19 protein-coding genes are annotated in these 16,736 nt (G+C 48.3%); 4 read left to right on the forward strand and 15 right to left on the reverse strand.

The annotated features are described in order from the left end of the window. Nucleotides 1-5 precede the first annotated feature (5 nt). Both EZV61_RS09900 and ttcA read left to right on the forward strand, forming a co-directional pair. Complete coding sequence (locus tag EZV61_RS09900; protein ID WP_131415360.1) at nucleotides 6-587, forward strand: hypothetical protein; 582 nt, start codon at nucleotides 6-8, stop codon at nucleotides 585-587. 97 nt (nucleotides 588-684) lie between these two features. Beyond that, the gene (gene ttcA / locus EZV61_RS09905; protein ID WP_114336596.1) at nucleotides 685-1,584 is read left to right on the forward strand and encodes a tRNA 2-thiocytidine(32) synthetase TtcA; all 900 of its coding nucleotides are present in this window, start codon (nucleotides 685-687) and stop codon (nucleotides 1,582-1,584) included. Here the strand turns inward: ttcA and EZV61_RS09910 are convergent, their stop codons facing one another. The 8 genes from EZV61_RS09910 to htpX all read right to left on the reverse strand — a co-directional run bounded on the left by EZV61_RS09910 (nucleotide 1,585) and on the right by htpX (nucleotide 7,218). Beyond that, nucleotides 1,585-2,256, reverse strand: a complete 672-nt coding sequence (locus EZV61_RS09910; RefSeq protein ID WP_131415362.1) for a DUF2987 domain-containing protein — start codon at nucleotides 2,254-2,256, stop codon at nucleotides 1,585-1,587. It abuts the gene before it with no gap. Beyond that, the gene (locus EZV61_RS09915) at nucleotides 2,253-3,041 is read right to left on the reverse strand and encodes a glucosaminidase domain-containing protein (protein WP_130565608.1); all 789 of its coding nucleotides are present in this window, start codon (nucleotides 3,039-3,041) and stop codon (nucleotides 2,253-2,255) included. The genes EZV61_RS09910 and EZV61_RS09915 overlap by 4 nt, the downstream gene beginning before the upstream one ends. A gap of 23 nt (nucleotides 3,042-3,064) precedes the next feature. Next, complete coding sequence (locus tag EZV61_RS09920; protein ID WP_114336599.1) at nucleotides 3,065-3,850, reverse strand: hypothetical protein; 786 nt, start codon at nucleotides 3,848-3,850, stop codon at nucleotides 3,065-3,067. 42 nt (nucleotides 3,851-3,892) lie between these two features. Then, nucleotides 3,893-4,444, reverse strand: coding sequence for a YaeQ family protein (locus tag EZV61_RS09925; RefSeq protein WP_130565607.1), 552 nt, complete (start codon nucleotides 4,442-4,444; stop codon nucleotides 3,893-3,895). Nucleotides 4,445-4,461: 17 nt separating this feature from the next. Beyond that, complete coding sequence (locus tag EZV61_RS09930; RefSeq protein ID WP_130565606.1) at nucleotides 4,462-5,100, reverse strand: LysE family translocator; 639 nt, start codon at nucleotides 5,098-5,100, stop codon at nucleotides 4,462-4,464. Between the two features lie 12 nt (nucleotides 5,101-5,112). Beyond that, a complete protein-coding gene (gene cobB, locus EZV61_RS09935) occupies nucleotides 5,113-5,862 on the reverse strand; it encodes a Sir2 family NAD+-dependent deacetylase (RefSeq protein ID WP_131415364.1) in 750 nt (249 codons plus the stop codon). A 49-nt stretch (nucleotides 5,863-5,911) separates the two neighbouring features. Continuing rightward, nucleotides 5,912-6,274 (reverse strand): cupin domain-containing protein, encoded by a 363-nt coding sequence (locus EZV61_RS09940; RefSeq protein WP_205695366.1) that lies wholly within the window; start codon nucleotides 6,272-6,274, stop codon nucleotides 5,912-5,914. Between the two features lie 62 nt (nucleotides 6,275-6,336). Beyond that, nucleotides 6,337-7,218: a protease HtpX gene (gene htpX / locus EZV61_RS09945; protein ID WP_114336603.1), complete on the reverse strand. Its 882-nt coding sequence runs from the start codon at nucleotides 7,216-7,218 to the stop codon at nucleotides 6,337-6,339. A gap of 275 nt (nucleotides 7,219-7,493) precedes the next feature. Here htpX and pepE point away from each other — a divergent pair, with 275 nt between their 5' ends. Next, complete coding sequence (pepE, locus tag EZV61_RS09950) at nucleotides 7,494-8,198, forward strand: dipeptidase PepE (protein ID WP_131415366.1); 705 nt, start codon at nucleotides 7,494-7,496, stop codon at nucleotides 8,196-8,198. 70 nt (nucleotides 8,199-8,268) lie between these two features. On the opposite strand, the gene bioD is transcribed toward pepE, so the two are convergent. The 4 genes from bioD to bioB are packed head-to-tail and all read right to left on the reverse strand — an operon-like array spanning nucleotide 8,269 to nucleotide 11,930. Further along, complete coding sequence (bioD, locus tag EZV61_RS09955; RefSeq protein WP_131415368.1) at nucleotides 8,269-8,931, reverse strand: dethiobiotin synthase; 663 nt, start codon at nucleotides 8,929-8,931, stop codon at nucleotides 8,269-8,271. Between the two features lie 14 nt (nucleotides 8,932-8,945). Continuing rightward, nucleotides 8,946-9,728: a malonyl-ACP O-methyltransferase BioC gene (gene bioC, locus EZV61_RS09960; RefSeq protein WP_165569570.1), complete on the reverse strand. Its 783-nt coding sequence runs from the start codon at nucleotides 9,726-9,728 to the stop codon at nucleotides 8,946-8,948. After that, nucleotides 9,709-10,884, reverse strand: coding sequence for an 8-amino-7-oxononanoate synthase (gene bioF, locus EZV61_RS09965; RefSeq protein WP_131415372.1), 1,176 nt, complete (start codon nucleotides 10,882-10,884; stop codon nucleotides 9,709-9,711). The genes bioC and bioF overlap by 20 nt, the downstream gene beginning before the upstream one ends. Before the next feature lie 5 nt (nucleotides 10,885-10,889). Then, nucleotides 10,890-11,930 carry a biotin synthase BioB gene (gene bioB, locus EZV61_RS09970; protein ID WP_130565601.1) on the reverse strand — a complete coding sequence of 347 codons (1,041 nt, stop codon included), beginning with the start codon at nucleotides 11,928-11,930 and terminating at the stop codon, nucleotides 10,890-10,892. A 104-nt stretch (nucleotides 11,931-12,034) separates the two neighbouring features. Here bioB and bioA point away from each other — a divergent pair, with 104 nt between their 5' ends. Beyond that, nucleotides 12,035-13,345 (forward strand): adenosylmethionine--8-amino-7-oxononanoate transaminase, encoded by a 1,311-nt coding sequence (bioA, locus tag EZV61_RS09975; protein WP_131415374.1) that lies wholly within the window; start codon nucleotides 12,035-12,037, stop codon nucleotides 13,343-13,345. Nucleotides 13,346-13,379: 34 nt separating this feature from the next. On the opposite strand, the gene EZV61_RS09980 is transcribed toward bioA, so the two are convergent. From EZV61_RS09980 to EZV61_RS09990, 3 genes are all read right to left on the reverse strand, one after another. Next, nucleotides 13,380-14,096 (reverse strand): L,D-transpeptidase family protein, encoded by a 717-nt coding sequence (locus EZV61_RS09980; protein ID WP_131415376.1) that lies wholly within the window; start codon nucleotides 14,094-14,096, stop codon nucleotides 13,380-13,382. A 96-nt stretch (nucleotides 14,097-14,192) separates the two neighbouring features. Continuing rightward, nucleotides 14,193-14,687 carry a P-loop nucleotide/nucleoside kinase family protein gene (locus EZV61_RS09985; protein WP_114336611.1) on the reverse strand — a complete coding sequence of 165 codons (495 nt, stop codon included), beginning with the start codon at nucleotides 14,685-14,687 and terminating at the stop codon, nucleotides 14,193-14,195. 1,303 nt (nucleotides 14,688-15,990) lie between these two features. Next, nucleotides 15,991-16,725, reverse strand: a complete 735-nt coding sequence (locus tag EZV61_RS09990; protein ID WP_131415378.1) for a PEP-CTERM sorting domain-containing protein — start codon at nucleotides 16,723-16,725, stop codon at nucleotides 15,991-15,993. Nucleotides 16,726-16,736 lie beyond the last annotated feature (11 nt).

The raw sequence follows: 16,736 nt of genomic DNA on the forward strand, positions 1-16,736 counted from the left end.
GCCTTATGCACGTTAAACAAAGTGAAGCGCTGCTCGAAGAGTTGCGGCGCAGTAAAGCGACCTTAGCTGAAGATATACTGAGTTGGATAGATCAGCAGCCCAATTCGCTATATGAAAAAACCCATGTACCGATGGGGCTTTATGCCACAATATACGAAGGCCAACCACGGCGTTACCTCGAAGGTATCAAGATTGTTGGTGTCAATCGTGACAGCGCCTTTAAGTGGTTCTCAGATATGCCCACTACCTGCCCTATTCGTTCACTGTTTGCTGCTTGGTTGCATAATTATGATGAACGAGATATCGAACTAGACCCCTCTTCAACGCTACTTATTACTCGCCAAGGTGTCGTTTATGGTGATTACGACAGTGAGTATGCCAACATGCAATTAGTGGAGTTGTTGCAGGTTTATCGGTTCCTTACCTCTGTTTGCTGTTCACTGTTAGCCACTGAACAAGCGACTATGGCTCAGCCTACTGCAAGTGACATTCACAAGAATACAAAGACAAAACGTCGGCATATTCACTTTCGTTTAGCATTGCCCGGCGCAAAATTGATGCGTCGCCTAGCAGGTGCGGCGAGGTAGGTAGTTACATGTGCTAGTTAATAACGCTTACCTTATCTAGCGGCAATCCGTATAATGTGCGCCCTCTTTGATCTGTCATCGAACTTCAGGGCGCACCATGAAACCCAAAGCACAGTACAACTTCAATAAATTACATAAGCGCTTACGTCACTCTGTCGGGCGTGCTATTGCTGACTTTAATATGATCGAAGAGGGCGACAAGATCATGGTCTGCTTGTCCGGCGGTAAAGACAGCTACACCATGCTTGAGATCCTGCAAAATTTACAAAAGAGTGCACCGGTTAATTTCCAGCTAGTGGCCGTCAACCTGGATCAAAAGCAGCCTGGTTTTCCGGAGCATATCCTGCCTGCTTATCTTGAAGATCTTGGCGTTGAGTACAAGATCGTTGAGGAAGACACCTACGGTATTGTTAAAGAAAAAGTGCCTGAGGGAAAAACAACCTGCGCACTTTGTAGTCGGTTGCGTCGCGGCATCATCTATCGAACCGCAAAAGAGATTGGTGCGACTAAAATTGCCCTTGGCCATCACCGAGATGACATCTTGGAGACGCTTTTTCTGAATATGTTTTTTGGTGGCAAGATGAAATCAATGCCACCTAAATTAGTTAGCGACAACGGTGAGCATGTTGTTATTCGTCCGTTGGCTTACTGCAGAGAAAAAGACATTATCCCTTTTGCCGAGCATAAAGGATTCCCGATCATCCCATGTAACTTATGTGGTTCTCAGGAAAATCTGCAGCGCCAATCAGTCAAGGCGATGCTAAGTGACTGGGACAAACGGTTCCCTGGACGGATAGAAACAATGTTTCGGGCGATGCAGAATGTTGTTCCATCTCACCTAGCCGATCATCAGCTATACGATTTTGCTTCAATAGAAGCGACCGGTGCACCTGTTGAAGATGGTGACACCGCCTTCGATAACGAAACATTCGCTAGCCAGCCTGTTAACAAAGATATCAACGCAGGTGAACGCTTAGAAATAATCGAAGTCAGCTAATTACTTCTTCGGTGCCAACCAAAGTCGGATAGAGGTTGGTACCGAACTCATGGTTAATCGGTTTGCCATCGACAGCTGCGCTAATGAAAGTTGTATCTCATCGGTTTGGCTAACTAACACGGTTACGTCATCCCCAGCCTCGGACGAAATAAGTGTGACTTCGCTCTTTGCATCGAAAGATAGTGTGGCACCGACAATTTCTGGAAGCATAAACTTGCTGACCCCAGCAAAATCCCTCATCAGCGCGTAAAGCTGGTTAAGTTGTTTAACCAACTCGTCGGCGTCATAACTGGCTTTCGGCCTTTTTAGCGCTAATGCAATGGTCAATTCGCAAGGCTGTTTTGTTTGTAAGGCGACAACCGCTTTGTCACTGTACAGCTTCCTATCATAAGGAATTAACAATACTGACTCGCTTGTATAGACAAGTGGTAACTCATAGTTTTTATTAAATATTTTCCCTGACTCGATGGCACATGCCGCGTTACTGGCACCAGCTTCTAGTAGGCGAAAAACGATATTAGAATCAGGGTAGTCACCTTGATAAAGCACCTTAAGTCGCTGATAGAATGGCTTGTATTCCATCGTTAAGGTATTTGCATTCGCCTGCGTGCCGTACGCCAAGCCGATGGTTAGCAGTAAACCAACAAACAGTTTTGTACTGCACGATGTCATTGTGTTAACTCCGTAAATAGCTTGGCGTTGTAGCGTAACATAGCGGCTAGCTCTTCAACGTAAGCCTCACCACGTTCAGAATATCCCACCAATCCCGAGACCAACTCGTTAGCATTGATCTGGCGTTGTTCTTCACGCTGGGCTTGGCGAATGTCTCTAAGCGGCTTATAGGTTGGATGGGTATTAAGGTTCAAGAAGTAAGCGTAAACCGCCTCTTCCATCGAAGCGAAGCGGGCGACCTCATGGACGGCGCCGTCATTGCGCGCCTTCGGCACCATGCCACAGCCTTGGCGATAGCACCAAAGCCCAAACAGGTTATACCCTTCCCTAGCGAATCTTGATGTTCCCCAGGCGGACTCGTTTGCAGCCTGCACCAGCACAAGTTCATACGGTAATATGTCCAGGCGCTTTAATAGTCTGTTGAGACTTTCATCTGATACTGAAAATGACTGGATACGGTAACGCACGGCTATCGCCTGCAGTTGATAGAGAGACTTCGCCGACAAGCTACCTTTTGCTTGCAGCTCATCGAGGAACCCTTCAACTTGGCGCCGCATTTCCAAAATCTCAGCGTTGTTCGCCATCACAAATGGCTTTAGGTAGCGAAAGAAGGCGATTTTCTTCGTTTTGACATCGCCAATGGCGGCGAAATCAGGAAGATCTTTGGCGCTCGCCACTTCTTCCTTTTCAACAACGTCTGGCGTACGAAAATAGCTGATCATGCTTAAACTCAGCACCGAGATCAGGGCAATACTGAAAATGAAGCGGGTATCTCTAGTCACCATACAACTAATACTTCTCACTGGCTCTATGCGGAAAAACTACCATCATCTGTCGAGGAACGTTCGACTGGTTCCTCTACGGTTGCATCACCAAAAATGGCATCAAACATCACCCCTTTAGCGAAATACAGCATGGGTACAGCCCAAATCAGGAGTAAGCTGAACATCATGGTGCTTTGTACCTGCTCCATGCCTTGACCAGATAAATATACAGCCAAAGGAATCGCCGCCAGACCCATTGCCGGCGTGAGTGCCAAGAACACTAGAAACAGTTTAAACCACTGATGGTGGGCAGCGCGTATTGAGAGGTAAACCGCCTTGGTCGGCGATATGCCGCGATCCAGCATCAGCATGATGGCGAACGATGTACCGACCGCTAAATAGATCGCAGGCAATAACAGCAACACTAAGCCCAGTTGTAACAATATGGTAATTAGCACCTGTACCAGTGCCAGTGGCGCAAAGTATTTCAGGTAATTAAACACGTCGGTAACCTGAACCGGCGCACCACGCGAACGGCGCAGCGCCATCATATCCAAGCCGCCCCAGAAAGGCGCAGCGATCAACGTTGCTATCAAATTGGCTACGCCATCGATACCTTCATTACCGCCCTCTCCGCCGCCTAGCATCAAACTCATAATATGCTGAGCGCCAATATTGATGGCCACTGCGAATAGAAATGCGAATAGCACGGGCAGTTTATTTTGCTGGGTCAGTTGCCAGGATTTTTTCAATACCTGTTTTACACTGACGCTGTATTCACCACTTATAGCCCGCTGAATAGCAGGTGAATCTTTAGGATCGTTAAACATATTTCACTAACTGATCGATGAGTTGAGGGGGATTATAGAGGATCAGCGCTGGAGGTGAAGCTTTGTCTCAATATTCGAACGCATCCCTTCCCATAAGCAGAACTTACCAACGTAACTAGATCGCCGCGTAGTCACATTCAGTTGGTCATCGGTCAGCGACAACGACCAGTGATGGTTAAGTTCATCTTCAGCCTCCAACGACTCAACCAATGCCCTGTCCAGGCACCAAACATTAGTCTGTTGAAAAAGGTGGGGGCGGAATGCTTCGTTGTCTAGCTCATCGGCAAACAGAACTATATGTAGATTTTCGAATTGATGTAGGTAGCGCTTCAGCTGATGCTCCGCGGGGATCGCGATAACCACGCCGAGCGCTTCATCTTCGGTATAAAGATCTGGGAACTCCTTACTTTCAGCATTGGCGTTTATCCGTAGAGATTCATCGTAAAACAGACAAAACATCAGTAAGCGGAGATACAGGTGGTCGCTAATCTCGGAGCCACTTAACGCCATCGTGGTGCTGACACGATAGTAGCGTTGCTCCGATTCAATGGCGATATCAGCATGTAACCTGTGTACCAAACGTTTATCACTCATATTCGCCTCATTACTGATCAGTTAGTGATGACAAGATCAATGACTAACTTAATGGCTAACACAACCAGCGCGACGCCGGTGATCCGCTCAAGCCAATAGCCCTTGCGTTGCAATGTACTTCTAAATCTCGGACTACCAATAAGCCACGCCAATAAACAGAACCAGGCAGCAGTGGCTAACGCCATATAGATGCCATAGAACAGCTTAATACCAACATCACGCTCAGGCGATATCACTACCGCAAACAAAGCAATGAAAAATAGCGTCGCTTTCGGATTAAGACCGTTAGTCATTAATCCCTTAACGAAAGCGGAACGCTGCATCACCTGCTCGCTATTTTGACTAAGCGTATCTGCCGCTGGTTTGGCTAGCATTGCTGACACGCCCAAGTAACCCAAGTATAGAGCGGCAAGCAGCGTAAACAGCGTTAATAGTGCAGGCATCTGTTGAAAGAGCAGTGACACCCCTGCCAACGACAAGCCAACATGCCAGAGAATTGCGGTGCCCACCCCTAGTGCGGTTATCATCGCGATGCGTCTGCCCGACCGGATCGCCGTTTGGGTCACCACCGCAAAATCAGGCCCAGGGCTTGCCACTGCTAAGCCATGGATAACCACGATAGTAAGAAACTCTGGAAACCAAGGTGAATTCAACATAATCAGCGACGGCTAGTTACCTGCAACGGGTAACCTCTTTAAATAATCGATAAATGCAGGCACCAAACTGCCTGCGGGGCCATAAAATGTGTATTGAAACTCCGAGCTGGTGGATGATGGCTCCAGGTTCAGTTCAACCGTGCACGCTCCAACTTGGTTTGCTTCGCGACAAAAACCTGCTGCAGGGTAAACATTGCCCGACGTACCTATGGAGATAAACATATCAGCGCAGGATAGTGCTTGGTAGATCCGATCCATCTCCATTGGCATTTCGCCAAACCAAACAATGTCAGGGCGCAGTGTCTCGCTCAAACCACAGCAGTCACACTTCATTGATTCGTCCAGAACTAACGGCGCACGGGTCACTTGGCCGCTAACCGCACAACGTGCCTTTAATAACTCACCATGCATATGGATCAATTGCGCTTGGCCCGCGCGGTCATGTAGATCATCGACGTTTTGAGTAACGACTAAAAGTTGGCCCGAAACCGCTTTATCAAATTCTGCGAGTGCAAGATGAGCCGGGTTAGGTACGACATCATCACTCTGCAGGTGTTGGCGTCGGGCATTGTAAAATCGATGCACCAAGGCTGGATCACGGGCAAACCCCTCCGGAGTCGCAACGTCTTCGATTCTGTGGTCTTCCCACAAACCATCGGCCGCCCTAAACGTACGTATTCCAGACTCCTGAGATATACCTGCGCCAGTCAGTACGACGATGTTTTTAGGACGATTCTTCAATGGTAAATCAAAGTGCTGCATAGAATTCCTCCAGTGAGCCTGAGTTCAGCCTACACCCTTAAACGGGCAATTAGTTAGACCCAGCGCAAATGTTTTCTCTGTCGTTTTTTGTCGGAGGGGATGAAATAACCAAAAAACGCAGTACTTCAGTGCCATTATTTTTTAGCTGATGGGGTGTCTCGGGTGTTATTGCTACACCCTGCCCCTGCTTCAAGTGGAAGTCTTGGCTGGCTGTGATGATGGTGGCAACGCCGCTTAAAACATAAAAAAATTGTTGTGCTTGATGATGAATATGAAGCACCTCGCCCGCCCCTGGCGCAACCTCCTCTTCGATAACACTGAGCTTAGGATCAGCCAGAAGATGCCAACCAAAACATCCTTGGTTCCATTGATAAGGCGTGATGCATTTACGATCTACAACTTGGTTTGACACAGTCGCTTTACTCCGAAAAAAAGCCCGCTAGAGTGCGGGCTTATTTAATCACGGTAAATTTTTTAACGCATATTGCGCAGCGCTTCAATACGCTTATCCAGCGGGGGGTGACTCATAAAGAACTCAGACATACTCTTTTTGCCATTGATACCAAAGGCCGCAAGTTGCCCCTCCAACTGTGTTTCAGGAGCTGGTTGCTTCAATCGTTCGAGTGCTGCGATCATTTTCTCTTTACCTACCAACCGTGCAGAGCCCTCATCAGCACGAAACTCTCGTTGCCGTGAGAACCACATAACAATGGTACTTGCCAGGATCCCGAATACCAGTTCGAGTACCATAACAACGCCAAAGTAAGCAAAACCGCCTAAACCGCCACCCTCTTCATCGCCACGTAAGAAGTTATCAATAATGTTGGCAACAATACGGGCAAAGAAAATAACAAAGGTGTTTACTACACCTTGCAGCAAACTCATCGTGATCATATCGCCGTTCGCCACGTGGCTCACTTCATGGGCCAACACGGCTTCTGCTTCATCACGGGTCATGTTATTAAGCAAACCAACGCTAACCGCTACCAGCGCATCATTGCGTTTCATTCCAGTAGCAAAGGCATTGATCTCCTGACCAGGATAGATGGCCACTTCTGGCATACCAATGCCCGCTTTGGCCGCCTGACGCTGAACGGTGTCGACTAGCCAGCGTTCGGTCTCGTTCGCTGGATTGGTAATAACATGCGCCCCAGTGGAACGTTTCGCCATCCACTTAGATATGGCCAGGGAAATGAAAGAGCCGCCAAAACCAAACACGGCTGCCAGTACAAGTAGAGACGCGATGTTGCCACGGCCATACTGTAAGCCTGTCACGGAAAAGATAACGTTCAATACGATACCTAGCACTAATACAACGGCCAGGTTCGTTGCAATAAACAGTAAAACGCGCTTCATAAATGAAAACACCTCTTAGTACATAGTTATTTTATAGGTATGGTCGTTAAGACCGTTTTCAATGGGGTTTTACTTCATTTAACAGGTAAAAAAATGTAACCAAATAAAAAGCCACCTGTGACGCAGGTGGCTTTGACGGTATTTTGGGAGACATGCGCAACTTTCGCTACGCTGCATCTGAGATTTGCTCAAATGCACGATTCCAATATAGTGTATTCTGGTAGTTCGAACTACAGATCTAGCTCAAAAAGCATTTCAAAATATTAACCAAAATTATGAAAAAACTCTTATTGTTAAGCAGCTCACGTTATCGCGATAATGCCTACCTGGCGCAGCCTCTGGCGATGATCCGTGACTTTTTGCCAAGCGGTATCCGAAAGGCTGTTTTCATCCCTTATGCGGGTGTCACCATCAGTTACAGCGTATATCACCGTATGGTCGCCGAGGCGCTACAACCTTTAAACTTGGATATCACCAATATCACTGATATGCAGGACCCGATCAAAGCCGTTCAAGCCGCTGAATTGATATTGGTGGGCGGTGGGAACACCTTCCAATTACTTGCTTCGTTATACGATCAAAAGTTGATCGATGCGATCCAAAGCAAAGTAGACGCTGGTACGCCTTATATTGGTTGGAGCGCTGGCAGCAATATGGCTGGCCCAACGATTTGCACCACCAATGACATGCCGATCGTCTGTCCGCCGAGTTTCAATGCGTTAAACTTGGTGCCTTACCAGATAAATCCACACTTCACCGATGCAACTTTACCCGGTCATAACGGAGAGTCACGCAGTCAACGTTTGGCAGAATACCTGACCGTTGCTCAAGGTCAGCGGGTCATCGCCCTGCCAGAGGGATGCTGTATAAAAGTTGAGGGAGAACAGCACACCTATCATGGCGACACCGATGGTAAGGTACTGCGTTACCAAGTCGATGCTGTGACACTGAAAGATGGCGACGACGTTCTTAACGCCTGATAAATCGCAGTAGCTAACACGCCTTTCAGCAAGTCAGCGTTTTCCATCGTGGGAAAGCGCTGCACAATGCCTACAAAACCAAATCGAAATTGGTCACCTCTGTTTGTTGATAGCCAATTGTCCCGATCAGTGGCGCATCAATAAGCGATGCCAGGGTATCAATGTTTTCTGCTAGGAATTCCATCTCAGGCAACGGCGAGTTTGCTATCCACCCAACCAAATGACCACCCTGCGCTTTTATTTGCGCTGCCGTTAACAAAGCATGATTAAGGCAACCAAGTTTCATTCCCACCACCAAAATGACCGGCCACCGCATCGTAATAGGTAAACCTGAAAGTAGCTCACTATCATTAATCGGCACCATCCAACCGCCCGCACCTTCTACCAAGCAGATATCTGCACCGCGCTTTGCTATCACGTCCTGATGATGTTGTTGTAGCTCAGCGAGTGATACCTGAGCGTTATCTTGTGCGGCAGAGATATGGGGAGAAGCTGGTGCATTAAAGCAGTACGGATTGACCGCTTGGTAAGTTGTTTCCAACTGCGTCGCAGCCATCAGCGCTAAGGCGTCCTCGTTTTCCAGCCTACCTGCGGGGTTGAGTGTCCCGCCTGCTGCAACAGGTTTCGATACAGCCACCGACAGTCCTTGGTTTTGCCACCAGTGAATTAACTGAACCGACGTAAATGTTTTGCCGGCATCAGTATCCGTGCCGGTTATAAATACTGTTTTCACATTGTCCCTTTTGCTTAACGCTGTAACACCAACACACCGATCTGATAGGTCGCCGGCAACTTATCATTGCTCAGGCGGAATGGTTCGTAGCCCGAAAGTAACCGCTGCACATCTAACTTACTCAACGGATTCTTGCGCTTATTCTCGGTCACCACATTAGCACCTACCGACTTCAATTCTCGGGTTAATGCAGTCAATCGCTGGTACTCAAGTGTCAACGGTTCAACTTGAAGTCTTGCCACGCTAAAACGCTGTGTCTGTAGTTGCTCTGAAATATGCTCCGCGCTGAGGAAGTCATTCACATGGCGGTAATCATCCACTGAGCGCCATGCTTGTTCTAGTTCAGCCAGTGAACCACGCAATAAGGTTGAAACTACCGCGCGCCCACCAGGCTTTAATACGCGGTAGATCTCCCGCAATGCCTGGTCAAGATCGTGGCACCATTGCACCATGAGGTTGGAATACAAGGTATCAACGGTCGCATCTAACAGTGGCAAAGACTCCGCATCCCCCTGCAACCAAAGGCATGAATCATCAGGGTATTGGCATTGCGCATGCTTGAGCATTCCCCGCGATAGGTCGATAGCGATAACGGTATCGGCGTTTTGCTGGATCTTACTTAGCTGCAAGCCCGTGCCACAGCCTAAATCCACCGCAACTCCGAGCGTCGGGCTTGGGTCTAAACATTGCCACAAACATTCGGCAGCATAACGCTGCAGCCTTGCGGCATCATCATAACTCTCTACAGCACGGCCAAAACTGGTTGCGATACGTTGTTTACTGCTGTTCGACGACAACCCTGTATTCCTCTGCGATTGCGGTGACAAGTGCTGCTATATCTTGTGCTTCATGGCTGGCGCTGATGGTGATCCTTAATCTCGCGCCGCCGACCGGCACGGTTGGTGGTCGAATCGCTCCTACCCAAAAGCCGCGTTCTTTAAGGCGCTCAGCTAACGCCATGGTGATAGCTACATCGCCAAGCAAAACAGGTTGAATAGCCGTGCTAGAGTCACCTAGCGGTAAACCGGCATCAGCAGCTTGTTGGCGAAATAACATAATGTTCTTTTCAAGTAACTCTCTTCGCCACGGCTCCTCTTTCACTAAGCTGAGTGAAGCAAGCACAGCACACGCCTGTGCGGGTGGCATTGATGTTGTGTAGATGTAGTGACGACCAAATTGTTTCAGATACTCGATCACCGTATTACTGGCCGCAACAAACGCACCACCAACGCCTAACGCTTTGCCAAAGGTTGCCATATAGATACGGATCGCTTGCGGCATTACCTGGGCTAGGCTGCCGCGGCCGTTGCCGGTCACACCAAACGCATGGGCATCGTCGACCATCAACCAAGCGTCGTGTTGATTACACAAAGAAGCAATATCATGGATCGGCGCGGTGTCACCATCCATGCTGAAAACCCCTTCAGTCACCACCAGTTTGTTGCGACCAGATTGCTGAAGACGTTGCTCAAGATTGGCCAGATCGTTGTGCTTAAAGCGGGTCATTCGTGCGGCGCAGTTCAATCCACCGTCAATTAAAGAGGCGTGATTAAGCTTATCTTGGATCAGTAGATCCTCTTTGGTCAGCAACGTAGCTAACACGGCTGAATTAGCCGCAAAGCCAGAGTTAAACAGCAATGCACTTTGCTGGCCAGCAAAGTCAGCCACAGCTTCTTCCAGCTCAGCATGGGCGTGGTTATAGCCCGTAATAAGAAAGGAGCCACCTGAACCGCAACCGTATTTATCTGCGCCGGCTTTCCATGCTGCGATCACTTTAGGGTGATGGGCTAGGCCAAGATAATCGTTACTGGCGAAATTAAGATAACGCTGACCGTCACCTTCCTGATCCAACGCCAAATAACGACCACTGCCGGTAACAAATAGATGTCGCTGCCGCTGCAATGACGCTAAACGGCGCGCATCTAATTCATCTGCCAGATGTTCAAACGCCATCGCGATTAATTGGCTTCGTAGAACATTTTGTCCTGCTGGCTTTCAACCACGGCGGACATAAGAACCTGCTCATGGGCCTCGTCACTGGCTTCTTCGCGCTGCTCCACTTTGATGCCCAGCGTATTGAACAAGCGGTGATCGTCAGAAGTTTCAGGATTGGGTGTTGTCAGCAGCTTATCACCATAGAAAATCGAGTTGGCACCAGCAAGGAAAGCCAAAGCTTGCATCTGGTCATTCATCTTTTCGCGGCCAGCAGACAAACGCACATAAGAAGCAGGCATCAAGATACGCGCGACGGCAATAGAGCGAATAAACTCAAATGGGTCGAGGTCATCCACTTGATCAAGCGGGGTGCCTTTTACTTTAACCAGCATATTAATTGGTACGCTTTCTGGCTGCATTGGCAAGTTAGCCAATTGCACCAACAAACCGGCACGGTCCTGACGGCTTTCCCCCATACCGACAATACCACCTGCACATACTTTCATTCCTGCAGAACGCACATGGGACAACGTGTCTAAGCGGTCCTGATAAGTTCGGGTGGTAATGATTTCACCATAGTATTCAGGCGAGGTATCTAGGTTATGGTTGTAGTAATCCAGCCCGGCCTGGCCTAGCACTTCTGCTTGCTCTACCGTCAATTTGCCCAGCGTCATACAGGTCTCCAGACCCATCTCTTTCACGCCTTCAACCATCTGCACCAAATAAGGCATATCCCGTTCTTTTGGATTGCTCCACGCAGCCCCCATACAAAAACGGCTTGCACCTTTATCTTTTGCTTGAGCCGCTTCCTGCAAAACTTTTTCAACTTCTAGCAAGCGCTGGCGTTCAACATCAGTATGGTAATGCCCACTTTGCGGACAGTACTTGCAATCTTCTGCACAGGCGCCGGTTTTAATCGACATCAACGTACTGACCTGGACTTGGTTCGGATCGAAGTTGGCACGATGAACGGTTTGCGCCTGGAACATTAAATCGTTAAAAGGTAATGCGAATAGCTCTACAACCTGTTTAACGGTCCACTGGTGACGGGGTGATTCAGTCATCGGGATAACTCTTCCATTGATTCTTTTGATATTCCCGCTAGTCTACTTCAGCTTACGACCCTGTCAACGCAGACCAGAACTCAAGGTTTACAACAGAGCATGAAATGAGCAATAACAACCCAAATATTGATGTCGACTTTGACAAAAACCACCTATGGCACCCATACACATCCGCGCTAAACCCATTGCCATGCTTCGGAGTAGCGTCCGCGAGCGGTGTCAGGATCAAGCTTGATGATGGACGGGAACTGATCGATGGCATGAGCTCATGGTGGTCTGCGATACATGGCTATAACGTGCCTGCGCTTAATGACGCTGCAACCACTCAGCTTAGTAAAATGAGTCACGTTATGTTTGGTGGCCTTACCCATGCGCCGGCCATTGAACTCAGTAAGAAACTACTGGCATTGTTACCTAAGCCATTGTCACAGGTGTTTCTTGCCGACAGCGGCTCGGTTGCCGTCGAAGTCGCATTGAAAATGGCGCTTCAGTATTGGCAAGGAAAGAAACAGCCCGCTAAGAACAAGTTTGTCAGCTTTAAACGCGGATACCACGGCGATACGTTTGGGGCGATGTCGGTATGCGATCCCAAAACAGGCATGCACTCCCTGTTTGAAAACGTATTGGCCAAGCAACTGTTCGCCGAGCCACCAAAAAATATCACCGAAGGCGAATTTGACCCGGCATCGCTAGAGCCACTGGCACAGCTACTAGCAACACAACATGAACAGATCGCTGCCGTTATTATTGAGCCCGTCGTACAGGGCGCTGGTGGTATGCGTATCTATCATGGCGCCGTTTTAGACCAGCTACGGGCACTGTGTGACCGCTATAATACGCTGCTGATATTCGATGAAATAGCCACAGGTTTCGGCCGCACAGGCAAAATGTTCGCGCTTGAGCACGGCGAAAGTGGTGCCGTGGTACCGGATATTATCACCGTGGGCAAAGCACTTACCGGCGGGTACATGACCCTTGCTGCTGCGGTGTGCACAAAAGAGGTCGCGAACGGTGTGTGTGAAAGTGAAGCAGGGGTATTCATGCACGGCCCTACCTTTATGGGTAACCCCCTCGCCTGCGCTGTCGCTTGTGCCTCACTCGATCTGCTGGCCACGCAACAGTGGCAATCCCAAGTGGAAGCAATTGAGCAACAACTCCATCGTGAATTAGCCAAATGCCGGGATCTAGCTGCCGTCGCAGATGTACGTGTCATCGGTGCTATTGGCGTGGTTGAAGTGACAGAAGATGTGAACGTCGCCGAGATCCAGGCATTCTTTGTTGAACAAGGAGTTTGGATCCGCCCGTTTGGCACACGGATCTACGTCATGCCGCCATACGTTATCGCCGCTGAAGATCTTACACAGTTAACGGACGCGATCTATCAAGCGATCGCATCGGGTGTAGGTATTAGCTAGACACTAAGCAAGCATCAAGTTGATGCTGTTTAGCCTAAGCCCCAAAGGTATAAATGCCATTAGACACTTCGACGTTAGGTGGCCGTTTGTGTTCGTTAAAGTAGTCATAACCTTGTTTAAGGTTTTGCCAAAATTCGTACCAGTGATTGTCCTGGTACTTGGCAAGCGCATCATTTTCTAACTCAAATGGAAATGCATGTACTCTGAAATAGGGCTGGCCTGCCCTTAATGCCGCAACTGCTAATGCGTATATTTCGTTTATGTAACTATCAGTCATCGCGTAGCAGCCGATCGATACACAGTTGCCATGTACCATCAGCGCGCTACCTGTTCGCCCATGATAACGGTCGTAGCGATTGGGGTAACCGAGGTTAAAAGACAGGTGAAACTGGCTCCATGGGTTTAATCGTCCAGCGTTTACAAAGTAGAACCCTTCGGGGCTTTGGTAATCCCCTTCCTTCACCTTCGGTCCCAGATCGCCGGAGAAATCGCAAATATCGTAGCTTTTAAAATGTTTAAACTCACCGCTGGCCGATTCCAACCATAATTCGAGTACACCAGGCGTCTTAAATATACGGATAAATATCGGTGCACCGTATTTCAGCCCTTTGGCTGCCAGTGCCTTCTTTAATGCCGGTTCGACCTGTGCAATGGCGGTTTCTGAACGGGCACTGGTAGGGATCTCTACTGCCCACAAACATGGGACAAAGCTGCATAACATTGTCGCCCAGGTAATCCACTTAAATTTCATAATCCCTTCAAATCGTGTGTATTAGCTGCTAACCCAGTTTCTGCTAGCGCAGTAAAAATCTTGTGGCGTGAAAATGCGTGGGTTAACCACGCTTCCTTATGGTTCTACTTTACAGCCAAATTTAAGCTCAGCTTGATCTGGCACTTCAAACCTTGGCTCCATAAAGTTGAACATCATATCTGTAACTTCGAACGAGTATACTGCGGGATCTTTTTCCGCATTACGCTGTGAGACTCTCTGTTTCCGTAACGCCTTAGGGGCGTCGACAAAATGCAGTTCTGGCTCAATACCTAACGCTCTTGCTTTGTCGGCAAATGCCGCGCGCTGCTCACGCGTAGTAAAACCTAAATCGAGTATGACAATACCTTCAAGCATCAAAATCTGCTTACTTACTTCCCATATTTGGGCGTAACAACGTTCCACCCGTTCGATCATCCAGCTGTAATCCAGTGACACCATATCTTTGGAATACAGAGTTTGCATCCATGGGTCTATCGAAAAACGGACGGCGCCCAGCTCATTGGCAAGGGACAACGAATAGGTTGTTTTACCGGCACCTGTCGGGCCACACACTAAGATCATCCTTGCCATATCGTGTCTCTCCTTCTTTGTATCGCGCTAGAGTTGAGCCGTTAGAAGTTTTGTCAGTGCCTTCACAGCCGCCGGCCTATTTTTTGCTAATTTAAAATGTTTAGGGATATGCAGCAAAAATACCGAGTGTTTGTAATGAGATAAATTTCGGTCTTTAGCGGTTAAGTAGTCTAAGACGAGACCAGCATGTGTGCGAGACCAAGCCCAAAGCAATTTACCCTTCACATCGCAGCACCAATACAGATCAGCTGGCAAACGAATGTATGTCGATTTTCTAAAGCCGCAGTGTAAGCAGCTGATGCAGGCAGACAACCGGCTATTCGCTAGCGAAGCTGGTTTCCTAGCCAGATTGATAATACAGCCTTTCTTGCTAGTTTTAACATCCTGACACAGCGCGGGCCGTCCGCAATTCGGGCATACAACATCAAGCTGTTTAGGAGGGGAATACCATTCGTATAAATAGGTCATGGTCAGATCTCGGCGCCGCTATTCAAACCTCAATCTCACAGTGTTCGTACGAGAGCCACGTCTCAGTAGGCGATAAATCATCGCCTTTGCACAAGATTGAATCAATAGCCCTAGTGCTAAAAACATATATTGTGGCTTTTGACCCGACTGTCTATTTGTCTTGTTCATTCGTTTCACGGGTGTCAACACGTACTAGATGAAAATGGCAGAATAATGCCTGATAAAACAAACCGATGCATAAGATAGTAGCTAGCAAGGTACATGACACTTGTAGCCATGAGGCCTTTGGCAACTTCAACAACCTTGGTTAGCACTGCTCCCTCACCTTGTTCAACCGACACAGTGCTAAACGCCACTGTAGAAGCTACAAGAACCAGAATCAGAAGCCAGCTTAGTGTCATGCTATAGGTTGAATGCCAAGCGGGGAAACAACCGAAGATCCAGTAGATACCTGGCGCACTTAGTGCTGATGTACCCAAAGCAGCAACGAAGGCAATAACTACGCAATATTTCATACTATTGAGAAACATAACGTTAAGTAGAAAGCACATGCTTCCTATCTCCATTTAGAGAGCATGCTTGCTATCACCGAACTTGCCCAGTAGGCAATTTCGCCCAAGATCATGCATCTCACACTTAACTTATTGACTAATTTCAACAAATCTCGCATTAATTGCAAACGCCTTTATCTCATTTTTTGACACAGCTTTGGCATAGGAAGCCACTCCAAATCAGAGGGCTGTATGGGTACACAGCACGAAAGTGTGCAACTTAATTTGTTGTAGGCAACAAAAAAGGGGCTGATTAGCCCCTTCTCTATGGTTTACCGCATAACTTAGTTAGCTCGGCGTTTTCTCAGTGCAACACCAATTAAGCCTAAACCAAGCAGCGCCAGTGTGGCAGGTGCCGGCACCTGATATTGAATACCACCGATAGCGCCTGAGCCACCAAACGTGACGTCGACACGGTCGAAGGTGGTACCTAACAGTGAGGCGGTGATCGGGTTAATTTGGTTGATGGTGTTATCGCCAAAAACCGCATTGCTGCCGTAGGGGCCAGTATTACCGACCAATGCACCAAAGCCAACGCTTTCGAGCAGTGTGTCGTCATCATAAAATGATGCGAAGAAACCACCGTCGATGCCGTACTCTGACGGACCCTCGATATCAACCAGTACAAAACTAAAGCTGAATAGGTCAACATCAAATGCGAAACTGATCGTACCTGCGTTTGGTCGTGTGCCCTCGTCGTCTGGAAGGTCAAGCACGCCATCGTCGGCACCTACGTTGTTTTCAGCAATGATAAGAATATTGCCTAAATCGGTATCGGTTGGCAGGTTGCCGCCTGACCAGGGTGATTCCAGGTCGGGATCTCGAGTCGCATCTCTATTAGTATCAAATGCTGCAACGTAATCGAAACCACGATTTGGGTTGGTGCCCGACACTGTGACCCCATCAAACTGGTCGTTTACAATCTCGCCATGGCTTAACGCGTCAAGATCCATCGAGAGAGGCGCGGCGCTAACGCTCAAAGGTAGAGCGAGGCTAGCAAGCAGTAATCGTTTTAGCATTCACTTGGTTC

Source organism: Corallincola luteus (assembly GCF_004336975.1).
Taxonomy (GTDB): Bacteria; Pseudomonadota; Gammaproteobacteria; order Enterobacterales; family Neiellaceae; genus Corallincola; species Corallincola holothuriorum.

Bases quoted from the DNA above. Each gene is read 5' to 3' on its own strand.
- EZV61_RS09925 (WP_130565607.1), bottom strand. From the start codon at position 4,444: ATGAGTGATAAACGTTTGGTACACAGGTTACATGCTGATATCGCCATT.
- EZV61_RS09915 (WP_130565608.1), bottom strand. From the start codon at position 3,041: ATGGTGACTAGAGATACCCGCTTCATTTTCAGTATTGCCCTGATCTCG.
- ttcA (WP_114336596.1), top strand. From the start codon at position 685: ATGAAACCCAAAGCACAGTACAACTTCAATAAATTACATAAGCGCTTA.
- bioA (WP_131415374.1), top strand. From the start codon at position 12,035: ATGAGCAATAACAACCCAAATATTGATGTCGACTTTGACAAAAACCAC.
- EZV61_RS09920 (WP_114336599.1), bottom strand. From the start codon at position 3,850: ATGTTTAACGATCCTAAAGATTCACCTGCTATTCAGCGGGCTATAAGT.
- EZV61_RS09990 (WP_131415378.1), bottom strand. From the start codon at position 16,725: ATGCTAAAACGATTACTGCTTGCTAGCCTCGCTCTACCTTTGAGCGTT.
- EZV61_RS09900 (WP_131415360.1), top strand. From the start codon at position 6: ATGCACGTTAAACAAAGTGAAGCGCTGCTCGAAGAGTTGCGGCGCAGT.
- EZV61_RS09930 (WP_130565606.1), bottom strand. From the start codon at position 5,100: ATGTTGAATTCACCTTGGTTTCCAGAGTTTCTTACTATCGTGGTTATC.
- bioF (WP_131415372.1), bottom strand. From the start codon at position 10,884: ATGGCGTTTGAACATCTGGCAGATGAATTAGATGCGCGCCGTTTAGCG.
- EZV61_RS09910 (WP_131415362.1), bottom strand. From the start codon at position 2,256: ATGACATCGTGCAGTACAAAACTGTTTGTTGGTTTACTGCTAACCATC.
- cobB (WP_131415364.1), bottom strand. From the start codon at position 5,862: ATGCAGCACTTTGATTTACCATTGAAGAATCGTCCTAAAAACATCGTC.
- EZV61_RS09985 (WP_114336611.1), bottom strand. From the start codon at position 14,687: ATGGCAAGGATGATCTTAGTGTGTGGCCCGACAGGTGCCGGTAAAACA.
- EZV61_RS09980 (WP_131415376.1), bottom strand. From the start codon at position 14,096: ATGAAATTTAAGTGGATTACCTGGGCGACAATGTTATGCAGCTTTGTC.
- bioB (WP_130565601.1), bottom strand. From the start codon at position 11,930: ATGACTGAATCACCCCGTCACCAGTGGACCGTTAAACAGGTTGTAGAG.
- htpX (WP_114336603.1), bottom strand. From the start codon at position 7,218: ATGAAGCGCGTTTTACTGTTTATTGCAACGAACCTGGCCGTTGTATTA.
- pepE (WP_131415366.1), top strand. From the start codon at position 7,494: ATGAAAAAACTCTTATTGTTAAGCAGCTCACGTTATCGCGATAATGCC.